The 16,977-nt window shown below is 48.7% G+C and carries 14 protein-coding genes; 8 read left to right on the top strand and 6 right to left on the bottom strand.

The features are described from left to right. Nucleotides 1-28: 28 nt before the first annotated feature. Complete coding sequence (locus tag ACFSUS_RS14500) at nucleotides 29-3,130, top strand: amidohydrolase family protein (RefSeq protein WP_381523733.1); 3,102 nt, start codon at nucleotides 29-31, stop codon at nucleotides 3,128-3,130. A 60-nt stretch (nucleotides 3,131-3,190) separates the two neighbouring features. Beyond that, on the top strand, nucleotides 3,191-4,492 hold the full coding sequence (locus tag ACFSUS_RS14495; protein ID WP_381523731.1) for an amidohydrolase family protein: 1,302 nt from the start codon (nucleotides 3,191-3,193) through the stop codon (nucleotides 4,490-4,492). Between the two features lie 95 nt (nucleotides 4,493-4,587). Here ACFSUS_RS14495 and aac(6') read toward each other — a convergent pair whose 3' ends face one another. Further along, nucleotides 4,588-5,031: an aminoglycoside 6'-N-acetyltransferase gene (gene aac(6'), locus ACFSUS_RS14490; RefSeq protein ID WP_381523729.1), complete on the bottom strand. Its 444-nt coding sequence runs from the start codon at nucleotides 5,029-5,031 to the stop codon at nucleotides 4,588-4,590. Between the two features lie 147 nt (nucleotides 5,032-5,178). Between aac(6') and ACFSUS_RS14485 the strand changes: the two genes are divergently transcribed. Then, a complete protein-coding gene (locus ACFSUS_RS14485; protein WP_381523726.1) occupies nucleotides 5,179-5,742 on the top strand; it encodes a TetR/AcrR family transcriptional regulator in 564 nt (187 codons plus the stop codon). Nucleotides 5,743-5,765: 23 nt separating this feature from the next. On the opposite strand, the gene ACFSUS_RS14480 is transcribed toward ACFSUS_RS14485, so the two are convergent. From ACFSUS_RS14480 to ACFSUS_RS14470, 3 genes are read right to left on the bottom strand one after another with little or no spacing between them, the layout of a single operon-like run. After that, a complete protein-coding gene (locus ACFSUS_RS14480; RefSeq protein WP_381523724.1) occupies nucleotides 5,766-6,413 on the bottom strand; it encodes a response regulator in 648 nt (215 codons plus the stop codon). After that, nucleotides 6,406-9,414: a ligand-binding sensor domain-containing protein gene (locus ACFSUS_RS14475; RefSeq protein ID WP_381523722.1), complete on the bottom strand. Its 3,009-nt coding sequence runs from the start codon at nucleotides 9,412-9,414 to the stop codon at nucleotides 6,406-6,408. Before ACFSUS_RS14475 ends, ACFSUS_RS14480 begins: the two co-directional genes overlap by 8 nt. An 11-nt stretch (nucleotides 9,415-9,425) precedes the next feature. Beyond that, nucleotides 9,426-10,199 (bottom strand): trypsin-like serine peptidase, encoded by a 774-nt coding sequence (locus tag ACFSUS_RS14470; RefSeq protein ID WP_381523720.1) that lies wholly within the window; start codon nucleotides 10,197-10,199, stop codon nucleotides 9,426-9,428. 148 nt (nucleotides 10,200-10,347) lie between these two features. On the opposite strand from ACFSUS_RS14470, the gene ACFSUS_RS14465 reads away from it, so the two are divergent. The 3 genes from ACFSUS_RS14465 to ACFSUS_RS14455 all read left to right on the top strand — a co-directional run bounded on the left by ACFSUS_RS14465 (nucleotide 10,348) and on the right by ACFSUS_RS14455 (nucleotide 13,675). Continuing rightward, complete coding sequence (locus tag ACFSUS_RS14465) at nucleotides 10,348-10,986, top strand: PKD domain-containing protein (protein ID WP_381523718.1); 639 nt, start codon at nucleotides 10,348-10,350, stop codon at nucleotides 10,984-10,986. 70 nt (nucleotides 10,987-11,056) lie between these two features. After that, complete coding sequence (locus tag ACFSUS_RS14460) at nucleotides 11,057-12,442, top strand: hypothetical protein (protein WP_381523716.1); 1,386 nt, start codon at nucleotides 11,057-11,059, stop codon at nucleotides 12,440-12,442. Between the two features lie 57 nt (nucleotides 12,443-12,499). Beyond that, a complete protein-coding gene (locus ACFSUS_RS14455) occupies nucleotides 12,500-13,675 on the top strand; it encodes a lipid A deacylase LpxR family protein (RefSeq protein ID WP_381523715.1) in 1,176 nt (391 codons plus the stop codon). 290 nt (nucleotides 13,676-13,965) lie between these two features. Here the strand turns inward: ACFSUS_RS14455 and ACFSUS_RS14450 are convergent, their stop codons facing one another. Further along, the gene (locus ACFSUS_RS14450; RefSeq protein ID WP_381523713.1) at nucleotides 13,966-14,097 is read right to left on the bottom strand and encodes a hypothetical protein; all 132 of its coding nucleotides are present in this window, start codon (nucleotides 14,095-14,097) and stop codon (nucleotides 13,966-13,968) included. Further along, nucleotides 14,094-15,206 (bottom strand): carboxylate-amine ligase, encoded by a 1,113-nt coding sequence (locus ACFSUS_RS14445; RefSeq protein ID WP_381523711.1) that lies wholly within the window; start codon nucleotides 15,204-15,206, stop codon nucleotides 14,094-14,096. Before ACFSUS_RS14445 ends, ACFSUS_RS14450 begins: the two co-directional genes overlap by 4 nt. A 351-nt stretch (nucleotides 15,207-15,557) precedes the next feature. Between ACFSUS_RS14445 and ACFSUS_RS14440 the strand changes: the two genes are divergently transcribed. Further along, nucleotides 15,558-15,839, top strand: a complete 282-nt coding sequence (locus ACFSUS_RS14440; RefSeq protein ID WP_381523709.1) for a hypothetical protein — start codon at nucleotides 15,558-15,560, stop codon at nucleotides 15,837-15,839. 37 nt (nucleotides 15,840-15,876) lie between these two features. Continuing rightward, nucleotides 15,877-16,977 (top strand): efflux RND transporter periplasmic adaptor subunit, encoded by a 1,101-nt coding sequence (locus tag ACFSUS_RS14435; protein ID WP_381523707.1) that lies wholly within the window; start codon nucleotides 15,877-15,879, stop codon nucleotides 16,975-16,977.

Here is a 16,977-nt window from a genome sequence, read left to right as displayed (position 1 = left end):
TTCACCCAATTATCTTTCAATCTACTTCATGACAAAACATTTTCTAACGGGACTATTAACCGTTGGTCTGACGTATTGTGCGGTAGCTCAAACGACATTTCCGCGCAATGGTGTGTTCGACGAGCGACCGGGTTTATACGCCTTTACCAACGCTACCATCGTCGTTGATCCGCAAACAACCCTCCAGAATGCTACCCTGCTGATTCGTGACGGCCACGTAGAAGCGGTTGGTAGTAACGTCAGTGTACCAGCTGGAGCCGTTATTGCCGATCTGAAAGGCAGACGGATTTACCCCGCGTTAATCGATATTGATTCGGATTATGGCATGCCTGACCTAGCCGGAACGCGTACCGCTGGCCCTGGGGCTGGTGGCGGTAACCGTGGCGGTGGCGCACCTCAGTATGAATCAAACAAAAAGGGGGCGTATTACTGGAACCAGGCGGTGCAACCCGAAAACGACGCCAGCGTATTGTTTAAAGCGGACCCTAAAAAAGCCGATGAGCTTCGGAAGCTGGGCTTTGGGTCGGTGCTGGCCCACAACCACGACGGAATCGTTCGAGGAACGGGCGCACTGGTCGTCCTGGCCGATGATCGCGAGAACACCCTCGTGCTGAAACCGAATGCCACAGCCCACTATTCGTTCAACAAAGGCACATCTACCCAGGTAAACCCAAACTCCATGATGGGGTCGGTGGCCTTATTACGTCAGGCGATGTACGATGCCGACTGGTACAAACGAGGTGGTAAAAAAGAACAAGCCAATCTGTCGCTCGATGCGCTGAACCAGATACTGGCGCTGCCCGCCATTTTTGAAGTAACGGATAAGCTGGGTGTTCTACGCGCGGACAAAATTGGCGATGAATTCGGTATTCAGTACATCATACGCGGATCGGGCGACGAGTACCAGCGCTTGGATGAGATTAAGGCAACCGGGGCGTCGTTGATTGTGCCAATTAACTTCCCGCAGGCGTATGATGTGGAAGACGCCTGGGACGCCGACAATGTAACCATGGCCGAGCTGAAACACTGGGAAATGGCCCCGATGAATGCCGGTCGGATAGCTGGTGCAAATATCCCGTTTGCGCTGACAACCGCCGGTTTAAAAGCTAAAACCGATTTCTGGGCCAATTTGCGGAAAGCGATTGAGAACGGATTGCCAGAACAGAAAGCCCTTGAAGCCTTAACGACCGTACCCGCCCGGATGATCAAAGCTGAAGATCAGGTAGGTACGCTGAAGAAAGGCAGCGTAGCAAACTTCATCATTACGTCTGGCAATCTGTTCAGCGCTGATAACGTGATCTACGAAAACTGGATTAACGGGAAGCAATACATTGTCAATCCGAAAGATGCGGCTGATTTGCGGGGGAGCTGGAAGCTCACGATCGGGACACGGACTGACCTGAAACTGAACATAACCGGCAAATCGGCCGACAAACTTGAATACCAGATTCTGGCTGACACCGCTAAAATCACTCCTAAAGTTGCCGTTTCTGGCGACCTCATTTCGATCCAGACCCAGCTAGATAAGAGGGCGGCAGGAACCACACGCTTAACCGGTTACCGGACAAACCCGACGACCTTTAGTGGCGATGGCGAAACCCCCGATGGGAAGATGGTGACCTGGTCGGCTACCCGGACGGGCGACGCACCGCAATCAACTACCGCTACGTCGGCGACGGCAACTGCAGCGAGATCAACCACTGCCACATCAACTACTGCTGTCAATAGCACCATCGTGTATCCGTTTGTTGGGATGGGCAACGTCCGTAAACCGCAACCCCAAACGATGCTGATCCGTAATACAACGGTCTGGACGAATGAGAAAGACGGCGTCATGCAGGGCGTTGACGTACTGGTGCAAAATGGCAAGATTGCGCAGGTGGGCAAAGGGCTGACGGCTCCAGCCAGTGCATCGGTAATCGACGGAACGGGTAAGCACCTGACGAACGGCATCATCGACGAACACTCGCACATTGCCTTGCTGTCCGTCAACGAAGGGTCACAGTCGAGCACGGCTGAAGTGCGCATGGCCGATGTGGTAAATTCAGAAGACGTAAACATTTACCGCCAGTTGGCCGGGGGGGTTACCACGTCGCAACTGTTGCATGGTTCGGCTAATGCCATCGGTGGACAGTCGGCCATTGTGAAGCTAAAGTGGGGCGAAGCCCCCGATGCTATGCTCATCAAAGGTGCCGATGGCTTTATCAAGTTTGCGCTCGGTGAGAACGTAAAACAGGCGAACTATCCTAACCCCAACGTACTGACCCGTTTCCCACAGTCGCGGATGGGGGTTGAGCAGGTGTACATGGATCATTTTACGCGGGCTAAAGAATACGCTAAGTCGTGGGCTGCCTACAATAAGTTAAGCGCTAAAGAAAAGGCAACGGCTGTAGCACCCCGGCGGGATATTGAACTCGATGCCCTCGCCGAAATTCTGGCTAAAAAGCGGTTCATTACGTGCCACTCCTACGTCCAGTCGGAAATCAACATGCTACTGAAAGTAGCCGACTCGCTGGGCTTTACAGTCAATACGTTTACGCACATTCTGGAAGGGTATAAACTAGCCGATAAGATGGCTAAACACGGGGCCGGTGGTTCGTCGTTTGCCGACTGGTGGGCGTACAAAATGGAAGTGAAAGACGCCATTCCGTACAACGCTGCTTTAATGCACCGCCAGGGCGTAACGGTGTCCATCAACTCCGATGATGCCGAAATGGCCCGCCGACTCAATCAGGAAGCGGCTAAAACGGTCGAGTATGGCGGCATGACCGAAGAAGATGCCTGGAAGATGGTAACGCTTAATCCGGCCAAACTCCTGCATCTGGACAATCGCCTGGGCAGCATCAAAGCAGGTAAAGACGCTGATTTGGTCCTCTGGAATGCTAACCCGCTGGCCATTTACGCCCGGCCGGAGTACACGATCATCGACGGTGCCATTTACTTCAGCCTCAAAGACGAAGATCGGAAGCGCGACGAGATGCAGGCGGAACGGGCCCGGCTCATTCAGAAAATGCTCGCAGCAAAAGCGGGTGGCTCGCCTACGCAACGCGCTGGCTTCAAACGGGCCCGGATGTGGCACTGCGAAGACGTGGAAGGCGTGATGGCAGAAGGGGAAGAACAGGGTCATTGATTGTCATTTATCGCAAGAACAACCAATGGCTATTAATGAGAACCAATGACCACTATTGATATGAAACGACTACTTATTTCTATACTCACGCTGGCGTCGCTTATGAGCTACGGCCAGAATCCAGCCCCGGCCAAGCCGCAAACAAAAGCAACGGCCTTGTTGAATGGCACCATTCACATTGGCAATGGTCAGGTGATTCCGAACGGGGTGATCATTTTTGAAAATGGTATCATCACCAACGTTGCTGATGCGACCGTTGTCCGGCTCGCTATGGATAACCTGGACGTAATAAACGTAGCTGGTAAGCACATCTACCCCGGGATCATCTCGCCCGCATCGACGGTTGGCTTGCAGGAGATTGGAGCCGTCCGGTCCACCGTCGATAAGCAGGAGGTAGGTATTCTCAACCCGAACGTCCGGGCGTTGATTGCCTACAATACAGACTCAGAAATTATTCCTACGATCCGGAACAACGGCGTTCTGCTGACGCAGGCCATGCCGCAGGGCGGTACGGTGTCGGGCAGTTCGAGCGTGATGATGGCCGATGGCTGGAACTGGGAAGATGCCGTGCTGAAAAAAGACGATGGCATCTGGCTCAACTGGCCCGCTTACTTCGGCCGGGAGTTTGATCTGGCCGACTTTACGGTTGTCGTTAAAAAGAACGAAAAGCGTAATGAAGCTATCGCTGCGTTGAAAGCCACTTTTGCCGACGCCAGAGCGTATGCTGCTGAGCCCAGTCATACCCCCATGAATCTTAAGCTGGAGGCCATGCGTGGACTTTTTTCGGGAAAGCAAAACCTGTATATCCGGGCTGATTATGGTAAAGATATCATCGAAGCCGTGACCTTTGCCAAGTCGGTGGGCGTGCCCAAAGTGGTAATTGTCGGTGGAGAAGAGGCTAATCGCGTTGTTACATTCCTGAAAGACAACAACGTACCGGTTATTTTAAGCGCCCTGCATCGACTGCCCAACCGGGAAGACGAAGACGTCGATTTACCGTACCGGATGCCAGGTATCCTTCAAAAAGCTGGTGTGTTGGTGGGGTTGAGCTATGCCGACGAGTGGTGGCGGACCCGTAACCTGCCCTTCCTGGCCGGGACCGCCGTTGGTTTTGGCGTTACTGACCGTGAAGAAGCCTTGAAGATGGTGACGTCGAATACGGCTAAAATTTTGGGTATCGATAACGTAGTCGGTACGCTTGAAAAGGGCAAACAGGCTACCTTGTTTGTGTCGGCGGGTGATGCGCTGGACATGCGCACGAACGTTGTTGAGCACGTATTCATCCAGGGACGCAAGGTGAACCTAGACGACCGCCACAAGCGACTGTATAACACGTACAAGGAGAAGTATCAGCAGAAATAAATAGGGATTAACACGCTTGATTAAAACAAAACGAGCCATGGATTTTTGTCTGTGTGCTCGTTTTGTTTGTGCTGCCTGACTAATTCGTGCTTCGGCTAAGTCACGTTCTTAATGAAGAAAATGGTTCGCTCCACCTCTTCAAAACCAGCTTTACTGTGGAATGCTGCACTGGGGGCGTTGTCGATCAGAACATCAGACGCTAATTCGCTGCATCCTTGGTCCCGTGCCCACTGCTCGGCTCGGTGAATCAGTTGTCGGCCAATGCCCTGTTTTTGGTAGGGTTCACGTACGTAAAGACCTTCGACGTAGGCCACTGGTTGCTGGGTAGCGCCTGGTACGTAGTCATGTCGCAGGGAAAGATTCATGAAGCCAATTGCGGTTCCCTGCTCATCCCGGACGATGAAAGCCGTCTCCCTGGGCGATTGGGCAATACCATCAGTTACTAAATTCATTTCATCAAGGCTGTAATCGGGCCATAACTCCAGGGCTAGTTGCAGCCAATCGTCAGCGTCATTTTCTGTAACCTCAAGGATAGTCATAGCGAATCAGTTTAAAGAGAACACAAGCCGCTTTTGGACTGCCGTTACTCTTCTCCGTTAAACAAAACGAGTATATGAGTCTTTTATATCCATTGCGCTCGTTTCGTGCATAGGTGATAGCTTACTTCGTTCAATCGGTCGTTGCTGGTGAAAGAAAGAATCATAAAAGAAGCCCGGCATCTGTTCAGCCAATATGGCGTAAAAACGGTCAGACTGGATGACATTGCCCAGCAACTGGGTATATCTAAAAAGACGGTTTATCAGTACTTTACGGATAAGGAAGAACTCGTTCGCCTGATGCTGGAAGAGCAGTTGAACGAGACGTTAGCAGAAGCCAGCTCAATTCATGAACAAGCCCCTAATCCGGTTGCAGGAGCCTTACAAATCTGGGACCGGCTGGTCCGCTACCGCCGAACGATAAATCCTAATCTTTTCCGCGATATAGAGCGTCATTACCCGACCGTATGGCACTTTTTCGAAGAGTTTAGGGCGCGCTATCTCAACGTTATTTTGGTGACCAATTTGCGTCAGGGTGTCGCCCAAGGGCTTTACCGGACCGACCTGGACGAGCTAATCATTGCCTGGCTCTGGGCCGAGCAAAGCCAGTGGGAGGTGCCCGATGAGCGCTACAAAACACAAATGAAGCATCATTTTATGCGGGGGCTGTTAACCACGGAGGGTTTAGCCCTGTATGAATTGCTGATGATGTGAGTAGGTGATGGGTTAAAAGCATTTTACTTGTTTTCATCCATGAACCGAAGTAGTTCAGCCGTGCTTTTCACACCCAGTTTGAAATAGATATTCTTCCGGTGGGTTTCAACGGTGTAGAAGCTTACATGCATAGCATCGGCAATCTGCTGGTTCGTTAAACCCTGCCGAACGTAGTTAATAACCTCCAGCTCACGAGCCGTCAACTTGATTTTCTTGAGGAAGTCGTCATTGATTTGCGGTTCAATATCGACTTCTCTTACAAATTTTTGATCAAAGTACGTCTTTCCGGCCATAATTGCTTTAATAGCAATAATTAGCTCGCCCACATCGGTCGTTTTTAACAGGTAGCCTTTAGCGCCAGCTTTCTGAAAATCGTCAACATACCGTTGTTCGGCATAACTGCTTAGAATTAAGACTTTTAGTTGTGGAAAGCTGCTTAGTAATTGCCGCGTCATCTCCAGTCCATTGATGCCCGGCATGTTAAAATCCATCAACAACATATCCGGTGAAAGACGAAGTAAGGCATGAGGGGCATCTTTGCTCTGATAAACCTGCCCAACCACCTCAATGGTTGGCTCGTTGATTAACATGGCCTTTAGTCCATCGTTAAACATACGATGATCGTCAACTATTAAAACTTTCGTGCGTGGATCAGTATTCGCTTCAATCATAAGGCACTTCCAGAATGATACTGGTGCCGCTTTCATTGGATGATATCTCTAGCCGGGCACTCAGGTAGTTTGCCCGTGAATTTATGTTTTTCAGGCCAATTCCTCTGCCTTTCTGCGAGTTATTTTGCTTATTAAAGCCGTGCCCATCGTCTTCCACGGTAAGCACAAAGCTCTCGGGCTGATACAGCATCTGTATAGATGCGGTTTGGGCTCCCGAATGTTTCAATATGTTATTGAGCAACTCGTTAATGATTCGATAAATAACCAACGACCGCTCGGGCGAAATATGTTCTTCTTGGCCAACGCTTAAGAAGTCAAACTGAATACCTGAAGCTTCCCCTGCTTTCTCAACCGCCTGCCGGACAACATAGGATAAAGCGTAGGTTTCAAATTCAACGGGCATAAGATTATGGCTAATTGTGCGCAGGTCCTGCCCGGCCTTCTCGATCAAGGACTGCGCTTTCATTACGTCGGGCGACTTCTTTTGAGAAACGACCCGACCAAGAATGCCTTTGGCAGCTGCCAGCGTATTGCCTACGTCATCGTGAAGATCCTGCGCAATACGATGACGTTCGGATTCCTGGGCTGCCATCAACTGACTCGTCAGACGGCGTTGCACCTGCTGCTTTCGGTGGAGATAAACCTTAACTAGCCAATAACCCAAGCCTAATACTCCTATTGCTATCAGCAGTTGAAACCACCACCGCTGCCAGAAAGGCTGATCTACGTAAATGCTCAGCGTTTTAGCCGGTGTCCAAAGACCATTCGATGCCAGTGCTTTCACCTGAAGCCCGTACCAGCCCGGCGAAAGGTTTGTATAGCGAATCTGCGGGTTAGCCTCGCTATTAATCCATTGATTGCTTTGCCCCAGCAACCGGTATTGATAATGGGGTGGGATACTACTCAGGTAATCCAAAGCCGCCACCTGAATCGATATATTGTTTTGGTTATAGGCTAAGCGAAGGGTATCAGATTCGTCAATCGTTTTGGGAAGCTCGTTTGCCGGTTGATCATTGACGCTTAGCTGAACCAGCCGCACGATGGGTGGTTTCATATGCTTGATGCGGCTCGGGTGTACTTGATAAAGGCTAGTTGTGGTACCAAAAAACAGGTGGTCGGCGTCGGTCTGATAGGCGGCATAGCTCATAAACTCTATATCAGCCATTTCGGGCAGAACCGTAAACCGCTCCTTCCGGTCAAAGATGGCTAAACCATGATTGGTGCTAATCCACAAATCCCCATCCGCGTCGGGCAGCAGACTAAACACCGAGTTATCAGGCAGGCCATCTTGCCTGGTGAAGCGCCGGATGACCTGGCGCTTTTGGATGTGGTATTTGACCAACCCGTTGTCGGTGCCAATCCAGAGCCATTCGCCCTGTTTGTGAAAGCTGGTAGGGCTGTAACCGGGAAGTGTGTTGTAAAGATGCCGAATCGACGTGCCACGCACCGAGAAACATTGCAGGTCGCGGTCGCGCCGACCTACAAAGAGGAGTCCGTTTTCCCGGTCATGATACAGAGCCCCGGAGTAGGTGGAGGTGGAGTCGTAGAGGTAGCGTAACCTTTGCCCGTGGTGTATCGTGTACATACCCGCGCTGGTAGCCAGTAGGTATACGCTGGGCGTGAGTTCGTAGATGTTGCGAATAACGTTCGCTTTAACCGGGTCGGCCCTGTTTGGAATCTTCTGGGTAGTAAACCGCTGTCGGCTGGGATTCCAGCTAGCCAAACCTCCATTAGTACCTATAAATACCTGCCCGGACGAACTGCACATGATACTGCCAACCCAGTAGCTCGTTAGCCCTTCCTTGGTTGAGTAACGCTTCATCTGCCCCGTAGCCAAATTGATTCGACGAACGCCATCGATAACTGTTCCGGCCCACAAATAACCTTCTTTGTCCTGGGCAATGCCCCGGACACTGTAACCGTTAAAGTCAGTAGAGTCAAGCGGGCTGTCTTCGGTGAACATGGGCTTGAGCGAAATCGGATAGAGTAAATCGACCCCTTTAGGATCTAAGTTGACCCAAATCCAACCTTTACGGTCCACAAACAATTCGCTGATATGGTTATCCGCTAATGAATTAGCCTGCAACGGCGACCGACGAAACTGCTGTTTGATCTGGCCAGTCTTGGGGTCCATAACCAGAATGCCGCTGCGCGACGTACCGATCCAGATTAGGCTGTCGGGACCAGGGGTAAGCGTATACACGACATCGTCTTCCGTGTTGATGCCAATGTTGTATTCTCGGTACTCCTGCGCCTTGAGGTATCCAACGCCTTTGTTTGTGCTAATCCAAACCGACCCACCGGGACCTTCGCAAAGCGCGTAAAGAACCCGCTCCTTCCCAATGCGGTCGTCTGTACGGCTGGTCAGGTAATAATACTGTTGCTTGGTTCTCAAATCGTAGCGTAACAAGCCTTTGGGTAGCCGGAGCCATAGTTGCCCGTTTAGCTTGTCCATAACTACTTCACGGGAAATAGGCGTAAAATCATAGGGTACATTAGGTAGGAGAGTATATAGCTTGTTGCGCCGGAAATTAAAACACAACACGCCCCGCAGACTGTTAAGGAACCAGACGGTTGAGTCGTCCACAAAAAAGGAACGATTCTGCGAAAATTGCCGCTTTCCCCGCCCGTCAACCAGATAATAATTCTGAAACCGGTTAGTCCGGCGAACGTATCGACTTAGACAGACCTCCGTGCCGACCCACAAATCGCCGTTGGGTGCTTCGACCAGCCCCCGAACCTCGCCCTTACCGATGCTGCCGGGGTCGTTGTCCGCGTGGGCATACGTGCGGAAGCGACTGCCTTCCAGCCGGTTCAGCCCGTTCTGGCTGGTCATCCACATATACCCCCGGCTGTCCTCCAGAAAGTAGTACACCGACCCCTGCGAGAGTCCGTCTTTCGTGGTGAAGTGCTTGATGGTGTATTGGGCATAAAGGGTAGGCAGTCCTATTGCGAGGTTGATTATCCAGACCAGAAGGTACCGAAGCAGGGGGTGTTTCATTTAATGGTGGGTTAGTTCATCCAAGACGTTATGTTATTATACACCTTTTGATTGATTCGCGCCCCTTTGCTACAATGTCTTGGAGGGCGAACCGGCCTACACTTTTTACCATAACCTGTATTGTGAATGCCAACCACAACAGCCTGCCCATTTACATCGACCCAAACGGGCGAGCCGCTGTTTCGCTTACGAGTGTAGAAGTTGTATGTTATGCATTGTGATTGTAAGCGGTCAATGCGACCGTCCTGCTCGTACATTTCGTACTCAACCTGATCGCACGGATAACCTGCCAGATGAACTGGTAGACTTTCACCATCCTTCAGGTATTGATAATTGTCTTTCCAGATAAAATGTCCTCCAATGATCCGGAAGAGCGTGTCGGTTGATAATTTAATAGTTCCATAATCAAACTCAGACTGTCCTCTCTTGCCTTTGTAGTTCGCATCAACAAACAGGCTTACTTCAGACCTGTCAAAAACAATTTTACTGCTATCACTTGGCCTACCGTTGATAAAAGGCATAACATCGATTCGACGAATCTTGCTACCCCGTTTCGAGATGGAATGGCCGGCGGTCACAAGCACAGTGGGGCTAATTAAGAAAGCCGTCGCGGGATGCGATCCACGTTTGCGATAAACCTTAATAGCACATAGATACCGGTACGGTGCAAGCGTAGCATCGACCACCCGAGTTCGAGTTGCTGGGTCGGGGCGGCAATCTTGGCTTTGGCCGGGTTGAGTCAACAACACGGTCAGGGCCACAATGAAAGCAAAGCAAGAGCGCATGGCATTGAAGTTGGTTTTCTGCCAAAAGTAGATGAGCTTATTATGCGTAAAAATACCTGAAATCAGGTATAGTGGATGGGGTGGGGGTAATAGCAACTTTGTGTCAGACAAACTCAATCATCACACAATTCCAAAAATTTCCACAATCATGAAAAATTACCTTTTGTTTCTGGTACTCCTTTGCTCATCTCTATTTACTGCTTGTAGTAATCAGGGAAGAGAGGATGCTGTAAATCCTCACGAACCTACGCCAACTGTCGATTTCTCCTTTCAGGAAAACAGTACTGGTGATATGACTTTTGCCACTACAACTACTGGTAAAATTACTTCGTATAGTTGGTCTTTTGGCGATCAGCAGACATCAAACGAAGTAAACCCTATTCACCCTTACAACAGAAACAAAACATACTCAGTAAGCTTGAAAGTGAAAGGACCAGGCGGAGAAGCCGTTACGTCTAAATTGGTAGAGACAAAGAATGTAGAAGGAACTGTAATTTTCTGGACTTCTAAGATTTACATAGATGTTTTAATGGAACCGCAAACTTCGGTAGGTATATGGTTTCCTAATACATCTCCTCTTAAGTTCTACAGTCCACCTCAAATAATTAAAAAATCATTTTCATCTGCTCCTCCTTGTAGCACAGAGGGAGCTGCAACTTTTAAAGGAAAAGATGGTGATACCGTTTATTGGAATTCAAATGGTAGTAGCTCCCCCTTTGGAGGTGGTATCTTCTACGGCTACTTTACTTTCGTTGGTCGTGAATGTAAGAACGTCAAGATTGAGTAGCGAATCAGTTAACATCCAAGGTCATAAGTAATCACCTCAGTTACTTCAGCACCTTCACAAAAATACTACCATGAGAGCTATATACCTTACCTGTCTTCTCTTAATAGCTTGGATGACATCAAAAGCGCAGAGCAGTCCATCTGGTGCTTATTACATCGAAGATTATATCGATACAACCCTTAGAGCAACCAATGAAGAAGTGCGTTTTGCTGATTCAACTAATGTAGCTAATCGAGCCAATACTTCTTTCAAAAAATTACGCCTTCCACTTTTCTCCGAACCAACACTCAACCGAATGTTTGCCAAACGGGTGGCCTATTATTTGTCTGGTTCGAACGACATAGCGCTGTATCGAAACTTTGCCATTGTGGACACCAAAGGATTTACAATTAGCAATTCGTTTGCATTCCCAGCAGATCCCGCCAAAATGACTCGATTTCTTATTAATACGGGCGTACGCATTCCTTTGAGTAATAATCAAGCCGTGCTTTATCAGAGTGACAGGCTTCAGCGAGGGATAACAGGACTATTCAATGTAGTATTTTTCAAAAAAGGCAGCGTATTCTTCCCAAGTGACAATGACGCTCGTTTTATGAGCGCAGCCAGGACGTTTTTAGATTCAGCAATTCGCCGAAAAGTAGCGAGGGAACGATCTGATTTTCGTGCGGTTTACGAGCCTAAACCTAACACTCCAATAAATAATACTTTGTTCGACGAACGAAAGGCTGATTTTGAGAAATCTCTTGTCAACAAGTACGCTGCCGAAATCGCAGATGAGGAGGAAGTTTATGGGCTCAAACGCATCAACTCCGTGCGCAAACAATGGTTTGTTATCAATGGTGAGGTTCCTTACAGCGCTATTGATAACAAATTAATTGAGCAAGATCGCAGGCAAGTCAGAAACATTTCTTACAGACCATTTATCATTGGCGCGCAGTATGCGTACTTTATCAATTGGCAGAAAACAGGGATGCTTTTCACAATGGACGCCAAGTTACGGAACGATGATGTAATTAGATTTTATAACGATTACAAAACCAACATTGCAAACGATAGCATATCGTCCTTTGGACGTTCATTGGGTATTCAGAAAATAACTGGCGATACAACCTTTCTCGATCATCGGTACAGAAACATAGGCACTTTTACATTCTCGCCAAGCGTTTACTTATCTTTATCTGAAGCCAAGTTTGCCATCGCCAGAGATGCCATTTTATTCAATGGTATGGCTTTTAATCTTTCTACGCAAACTGTTATCAATAAACTCTTCAGTTATAATAACGTCAATCTGGGTGTAATTTTTTCACTGGCAGGCAAAGACGGCAAGCCCATCAACCTCGAGTTACTTGGCACGTTTGTCGATGTATTCAACCAGTTAGCTCCTCCTGAGTCCAAAGCGAGTCGCTTTACGGTGACAGCTTCATTGGCTATTCCGCTTAGCAGTGTTATATTTTAAAGCGAATAAAAGTTTTGCTTTATGATTTAGCTGCGCTGCTTCTGAAGCTTTACGATTATGAAAATATCATTGCTTTCCATCTATCGTCGTTGGCTATTGATAGCTCTGTTGTTTAGTGGGCTATCCATCACGGCATCCGCTCAAGTCAGCAACGATACGACCCCCGTTGGCCCAAAGGAAACCTCGCGGAAGTACGTCCGGCTTATGTTCGAGAACGACATTCTGCAACTGCGCCCAAACGATATTCGAGATCATGATTTTACAAATGGCGTCCGACTCGACCTGATGGGTAATTTTTGGGGAAAGCTCCCCACACGTTTCCTACTGCTCGAATTTCCGGAGGAACCCGACCGGCGTAAATATGATTATCTGTATTCATTCAGTATAGGGCAGGAAATGTACACGCCAGACAGCATAGAAACGACGGCCATTTTGCGCGATGATAGACCTTACGCGGGTTGGCTCTACATGTCGTCGGCACTGGTTACAACCGACCCGGTGGGCAAACGGAAGCTAACGTCAAGTTTTGGACTTGGTATTATGGGACCGCTCAGCCGCTCTGACTCAGTACAGTCATTCATTCACCGAATTTTTGGGTTTACACACCCAGCCGGTTGGGGTAATCAGATTGCCAACGATATTGGGGTGAGTTACGCGGTTCGTTACGAAGCCCGTTTGTCTCCGCAGTTTCACCGGGCTTTCGATCTCATTGGCATGGTAGAAGGTCATATTGGCACCGTCACAAACTACATTGGAACAGGCGTAATGTTGCGAATTGGCCAGTTCAACGATTATTTCCAGAACGCCACTGGTTTGTACGACTCCCGGCTGGCAACCCGGCTCGTTGCCCAGCCGAAGTTGTACAGCCGAATGGACTCCGTTAAGCGAGAACGCTTGGACAATTCGACGGAATTTAAACGGTTGAGTAAGCGCTTAAAACGCAAGCCGGAATCGTTTAACAACCGGCGCTTTCAGGCATACGGTTTCATACGGCCGATTGCACGGGCCGTACTCGATAATTCATTTTTACAGGGAGGCTGGACCAGTCGTTCTCGCAACGTACACATTATACCATCGGAAGACATCGAACGGTTTTACGTTAATGTGGAATATGGCGGAGTGCTGTCATTCGGTCAGTTGCAGCTTACCTATTCACAGTCGTTCCGAACAAGAGAGTTTCGTCAGGGGAAGACTCAGCAATGGGGGCGACTTAGTTTACTCTTCGGCTTCTAAATGGCCGCATCTATAACTGGCTAAATAGTAAAGCATGCTGTACTTCAGCCGGGTTAGCAATCATGTATTTCTTTAAAACCCGCAATGTTAACTAATCGCTCAACCAGTCGTTTATCAACCAAGGCCGTATTATAATGTTTTATAATGTTCAAACCGCTCTTGGAAAGGCGCTAAACCGTCAAAGACAGCTTCGTCGTGCCGGACAGATTCTAAATCAGCATATGCCAATTAGTCAAGCGACGCTGATGGGATGCAGGATTGCATACACGTAATTGTTTTTACTCCTACCCTTACGCCACGGCCTCGTACAACTCCTCGCGCTGTTGCTTGACGTGCTCGTCGGAGATGTATTGGTCATCGGTTATCAGCTTGTCAATAATAGCGTTTGGGGTGATAATCTGCGCAAAGTAAGACTTTCTCACCCTCCCTTGGCCGTTTCATCCGTAATAAAATCCACTACGTCTTCCAGTTTGCCGGTTTTGGTGAAGGCTTTTCGTTGGCGGCTCGCGCCGGTACCCTGCCGAAGGACTTTTTTGACAATCGAATTGATCTCCTCCCATTCGCCGTATTCTTCCAGGGCGGGCCGCACATAGGTCAGTAGTTTTTTGATTAGGTCGGTGGCGGGAATCGATTGACCCATTTCTGTATCAATCAGGGTTTCGTCGAGGCCGAAACGGGCGGCCTGCCACTGGGCCGCTCGGAGGACTTCGGTCCGAACGTGCGTAAACTCTTTATACCGCTCGGCTTCCAGCGCGCACGTCCGGACCAGCGCACGCACCAAACCGGCAACCATAACGGCTTCATCAACGGTCAGGCATACGTCAGTGACCCTGAACTCCAGCGTTTCGTAATGCGGAGAAGGGCGAATATCCCAGTAAATCTTACTGGCATCGGTGATGCTGCCGACGGCAACCAGGTCATTAACAACCTGGTCGTATTCTGATCGCGACGTGAAGACGTGCGGGGGACCGGACATAGGCCAACGTCCCCAAATTTGTGTCCGGAAGCTCGTGTATCCCGTGTCGGAGCCGAGCCAGAATGGCGAATTTGACGATAAGGCCAACAGCGACGGAAGCCACGGACGAGCCCGATTCATGACCTGAATGGCGATTTCCCGATCCGGAATGCCCACGTGCACGTGGCAGCCGAAGATGAGCTGCTCCCAGGCTAACTGCTGGTAATCCGTCTCCAGTTCTTTATACCGCTCTTTGGGCGTCAGCTTCTGGTTTTCCCAATGCGAAAACGGGTGTGTACCGGCTGCAGCAATGCGACTCCCTTCTCGCTCGGCAGCGGAGATGATTTCGCTACGTAATCGCTGAAGTTCGCTACGTACTTGTGAAGCCGTACTACAGATAGGTGTACCAATTTCAATCTGCGACAAATAAAGCTCCTGCGTCACCTGCTTGCCGACGGCAGCCCGCGCTTTGGGGAGAATCGATTGCGCACGCGACCGCAACTCCCGACTTTGTGGGTCAATGATCTGATATTCTTCTTCTACCCCAATAGTAAATGCTTCCTTTTCGATGGACACGAGTATCTTTTGGGCTAATGGTGTACGTGAATGACTATACAAATAATCTTGCCAACGTAGATGCGGCCTATAAACAACTCTTTAACCTTTGAAGTGGTTATGGCAGCTATTGTAAAGGCATTCATATCTGTAGACTATTCCAAATTACTGCCCTGGACTAACAAAACGTGTACCTATAAATAACGCAACAAATTGATTGTTTAGAGTAAAAAATGGTATTTTTTAAATATACTACTGCTTATAACGGAGCTGATCATGCGAATTTTAGAACTTTTTAATGTTTTATAATTTGCTTCTCATGCCATTTTAATGTCGTGGTGCTTGGTTTGTGTCACTCAACACACACAAGCTATGCAACACCCAACTCTTCCTTTGATTTTGCTTTACGACGTTGGCCTGATTTCACAGGTGTCCAATAGGGTTCTGCTCTGTAAGCAAAGCCACCAACGAAGCATTCATGAATACGCAATAGGCAGCTCAGCGCAGCTGATAGATGATGTGGTTTGGCAACCACAAATTTCAGACTGTAAGCGGGTTCGTCAACAGAAACACAGTCTGATCCGTCAACTCGAACGGGCTCCCAATGCCCCACCGTATCAGGCAAGCATAGGTCAGAACACCACCTCGAAATAGTATCATTTACCATCAAATAACCCCATATTACTTAGCCATGTTACTAAAAATTCATATACAAAGGCTTCACATTCTTATAGGTATATGTGCCCTGTTAAGCAATGTAGGCTGCTCAACAAAAGCAGAAGAACAAAAAGAAGAGGAAGTCAGGTATTTAGTTACTAGCCCTTTACAGAAAGACACATTAGCTACCAAGGACTATGTGTGTCAGGTTCATTCAATTCAACACATTGAAATAAGGGCTTTGGAAAAAGGCTATCTGCAGAAGATTTTTGTGGACGAAGGGCAGTATGTAAAAAAAGGGCAGCTTATGTTCCAGATCATGCCCGTGGTTTACAATGCTGAACTGCAAAAATCGCAGGCGGAAGCTAACTACGTAGGCATCGAATACCAAAATACCAAGCGACTGGCCGATAGCAACATCGTCTCCAAAAATGAACTGGCGCTGGCTAAGGCTAAGTTCGACAAGGCCAACGCCGAAGTCTCACTGGCGAAAACACATTTGCAATTCACGGAGATACGGGCCCCGTTTAGTGGCATTATGGATCACTTCCAGGTACGACTGGGCAGTCTGGTCGATGAAGGGGATCTGCTGACTACGCTGTCGGACAACAGCAAAATGTGGGTGTATTTCAACGTGCCGGAAGCCGAATATCTCGACTTCAAAACCCATCATGACGACAACATGAAGCACGTAAACCTGGTGATGGCCAATAATGAACTGTTCGACCATCCGGGTGAAGTACAAACCATTGAAGCTGATTTTAACAACGAAACGGGAAACATCGCCTTCCGGGCAACTTTCCCAAACCCAAAAGGTCTCTTAAGACATGGCGAAACCGGTAATGTCCGAATGACCGTACCGCTCAAAAATGCCTTGATTATTCCGCAGAAAGCCACCTACGAAGTCCTTGAGAAGAAATACGTGTATGTCGTGGATAAAGACAACAAGATTCGGTCAAGGGAAGTCGCTATAGCTGCGGAAATGCCTCACATTTTTGTTATTAAGTCCGGGCTGAAAAAAGATGATAAGATCTTGCTGGAAGGCTTACGTCAGGTACGAGAAAACCAGAAGATACAATACAAGTTCGAGCAGCCTGATGCTGTCATCTCTCATTTAAGTCTATATGCCGAATAA

Origin of the sequence: Spirosoma soli (assembly GCF_042684525.1) — a bacterium.
GTDB classification, from domain to species: domain Bacteria; phylum Bacteroidota; class Bacteroidia; order Cytophagales; family Spirosomataceae; genus Spirosoma; species Spirosoma soli.
Note: the sequence above shows the minus strand (reverse complement) of the source record. Positions and strands in the feature narration are given on the sequence as shown.

Coding starts and splice junctions, on each gene's coding strand:
- ACFSUS_RS14500 (WP_381523733.1), top strand. CDS start 29: ATGACAAAACATTTTCTAACGGGACTATTAACCGTTGGTCTGACGTAT.
- ACFSUS_RS14495 (WP_381523731.1), top strand. CDS start 3,191: ATGAAACGACTACTTATTTCTATACTCACGCTGGCGTCGCTTATGAGC.
- ACFSUS_RS14480 (WP_381523724.1), bottom strand. CDS start 6,413: ATGATTGAAGCGAATACTGATCCACGCACGAAAGTTTTAATAGTTGAC.
- ACFSUS_RS14475 (WP_381523722.1), bottom strand. CDS start 9,414: ATGAAACACCCCCTGCTTCGGTACCTTCTGGTCTGGATAATCAACCTC.
- ACFSUS_RS14470 (WP_381523720.1), bottom strand. CDS start 10,199: ATGCGCTCTTGCTTTGCTTTCATTGTGGCCCTGACCGTGTTGTTGACT.
- ACFSUS_RS14465 (WP_381523718.1), top strand. CDS start 10,348: ATGAAAAATTACCTTTTGTTTCTGGTACTCCTTTGCTCATCTCTATTT.
- ACFSUS_RS14460 (WP_381523716.1), top strand. CDS start 11,057: ATGAGAGCTATATACCTTACCTGTCTTCTCTTAATAGCTTGGATGACA.
- ACFSUS_RS14455 (WP_381523715.1), top strand. CDS start 12,500: ATGAAAATATCATTGCTTTCCATCTATCGTCGTTGGCTATTGATAGCT.
- ACFSUS_RS14440 (WP_381523709.1), top strand. CDS start 15,558: ATGCAACACCCAACTCTTCCTTTGATTTTGCTTTACGACGTTGGCCTG.
- ACFSUS_RS14435 (WP_381523707.1), top strand. CDS start 15,877: ATGTTACTAAAAATTCATATACAAAGGCTTCACATTCTTATAGGTATA.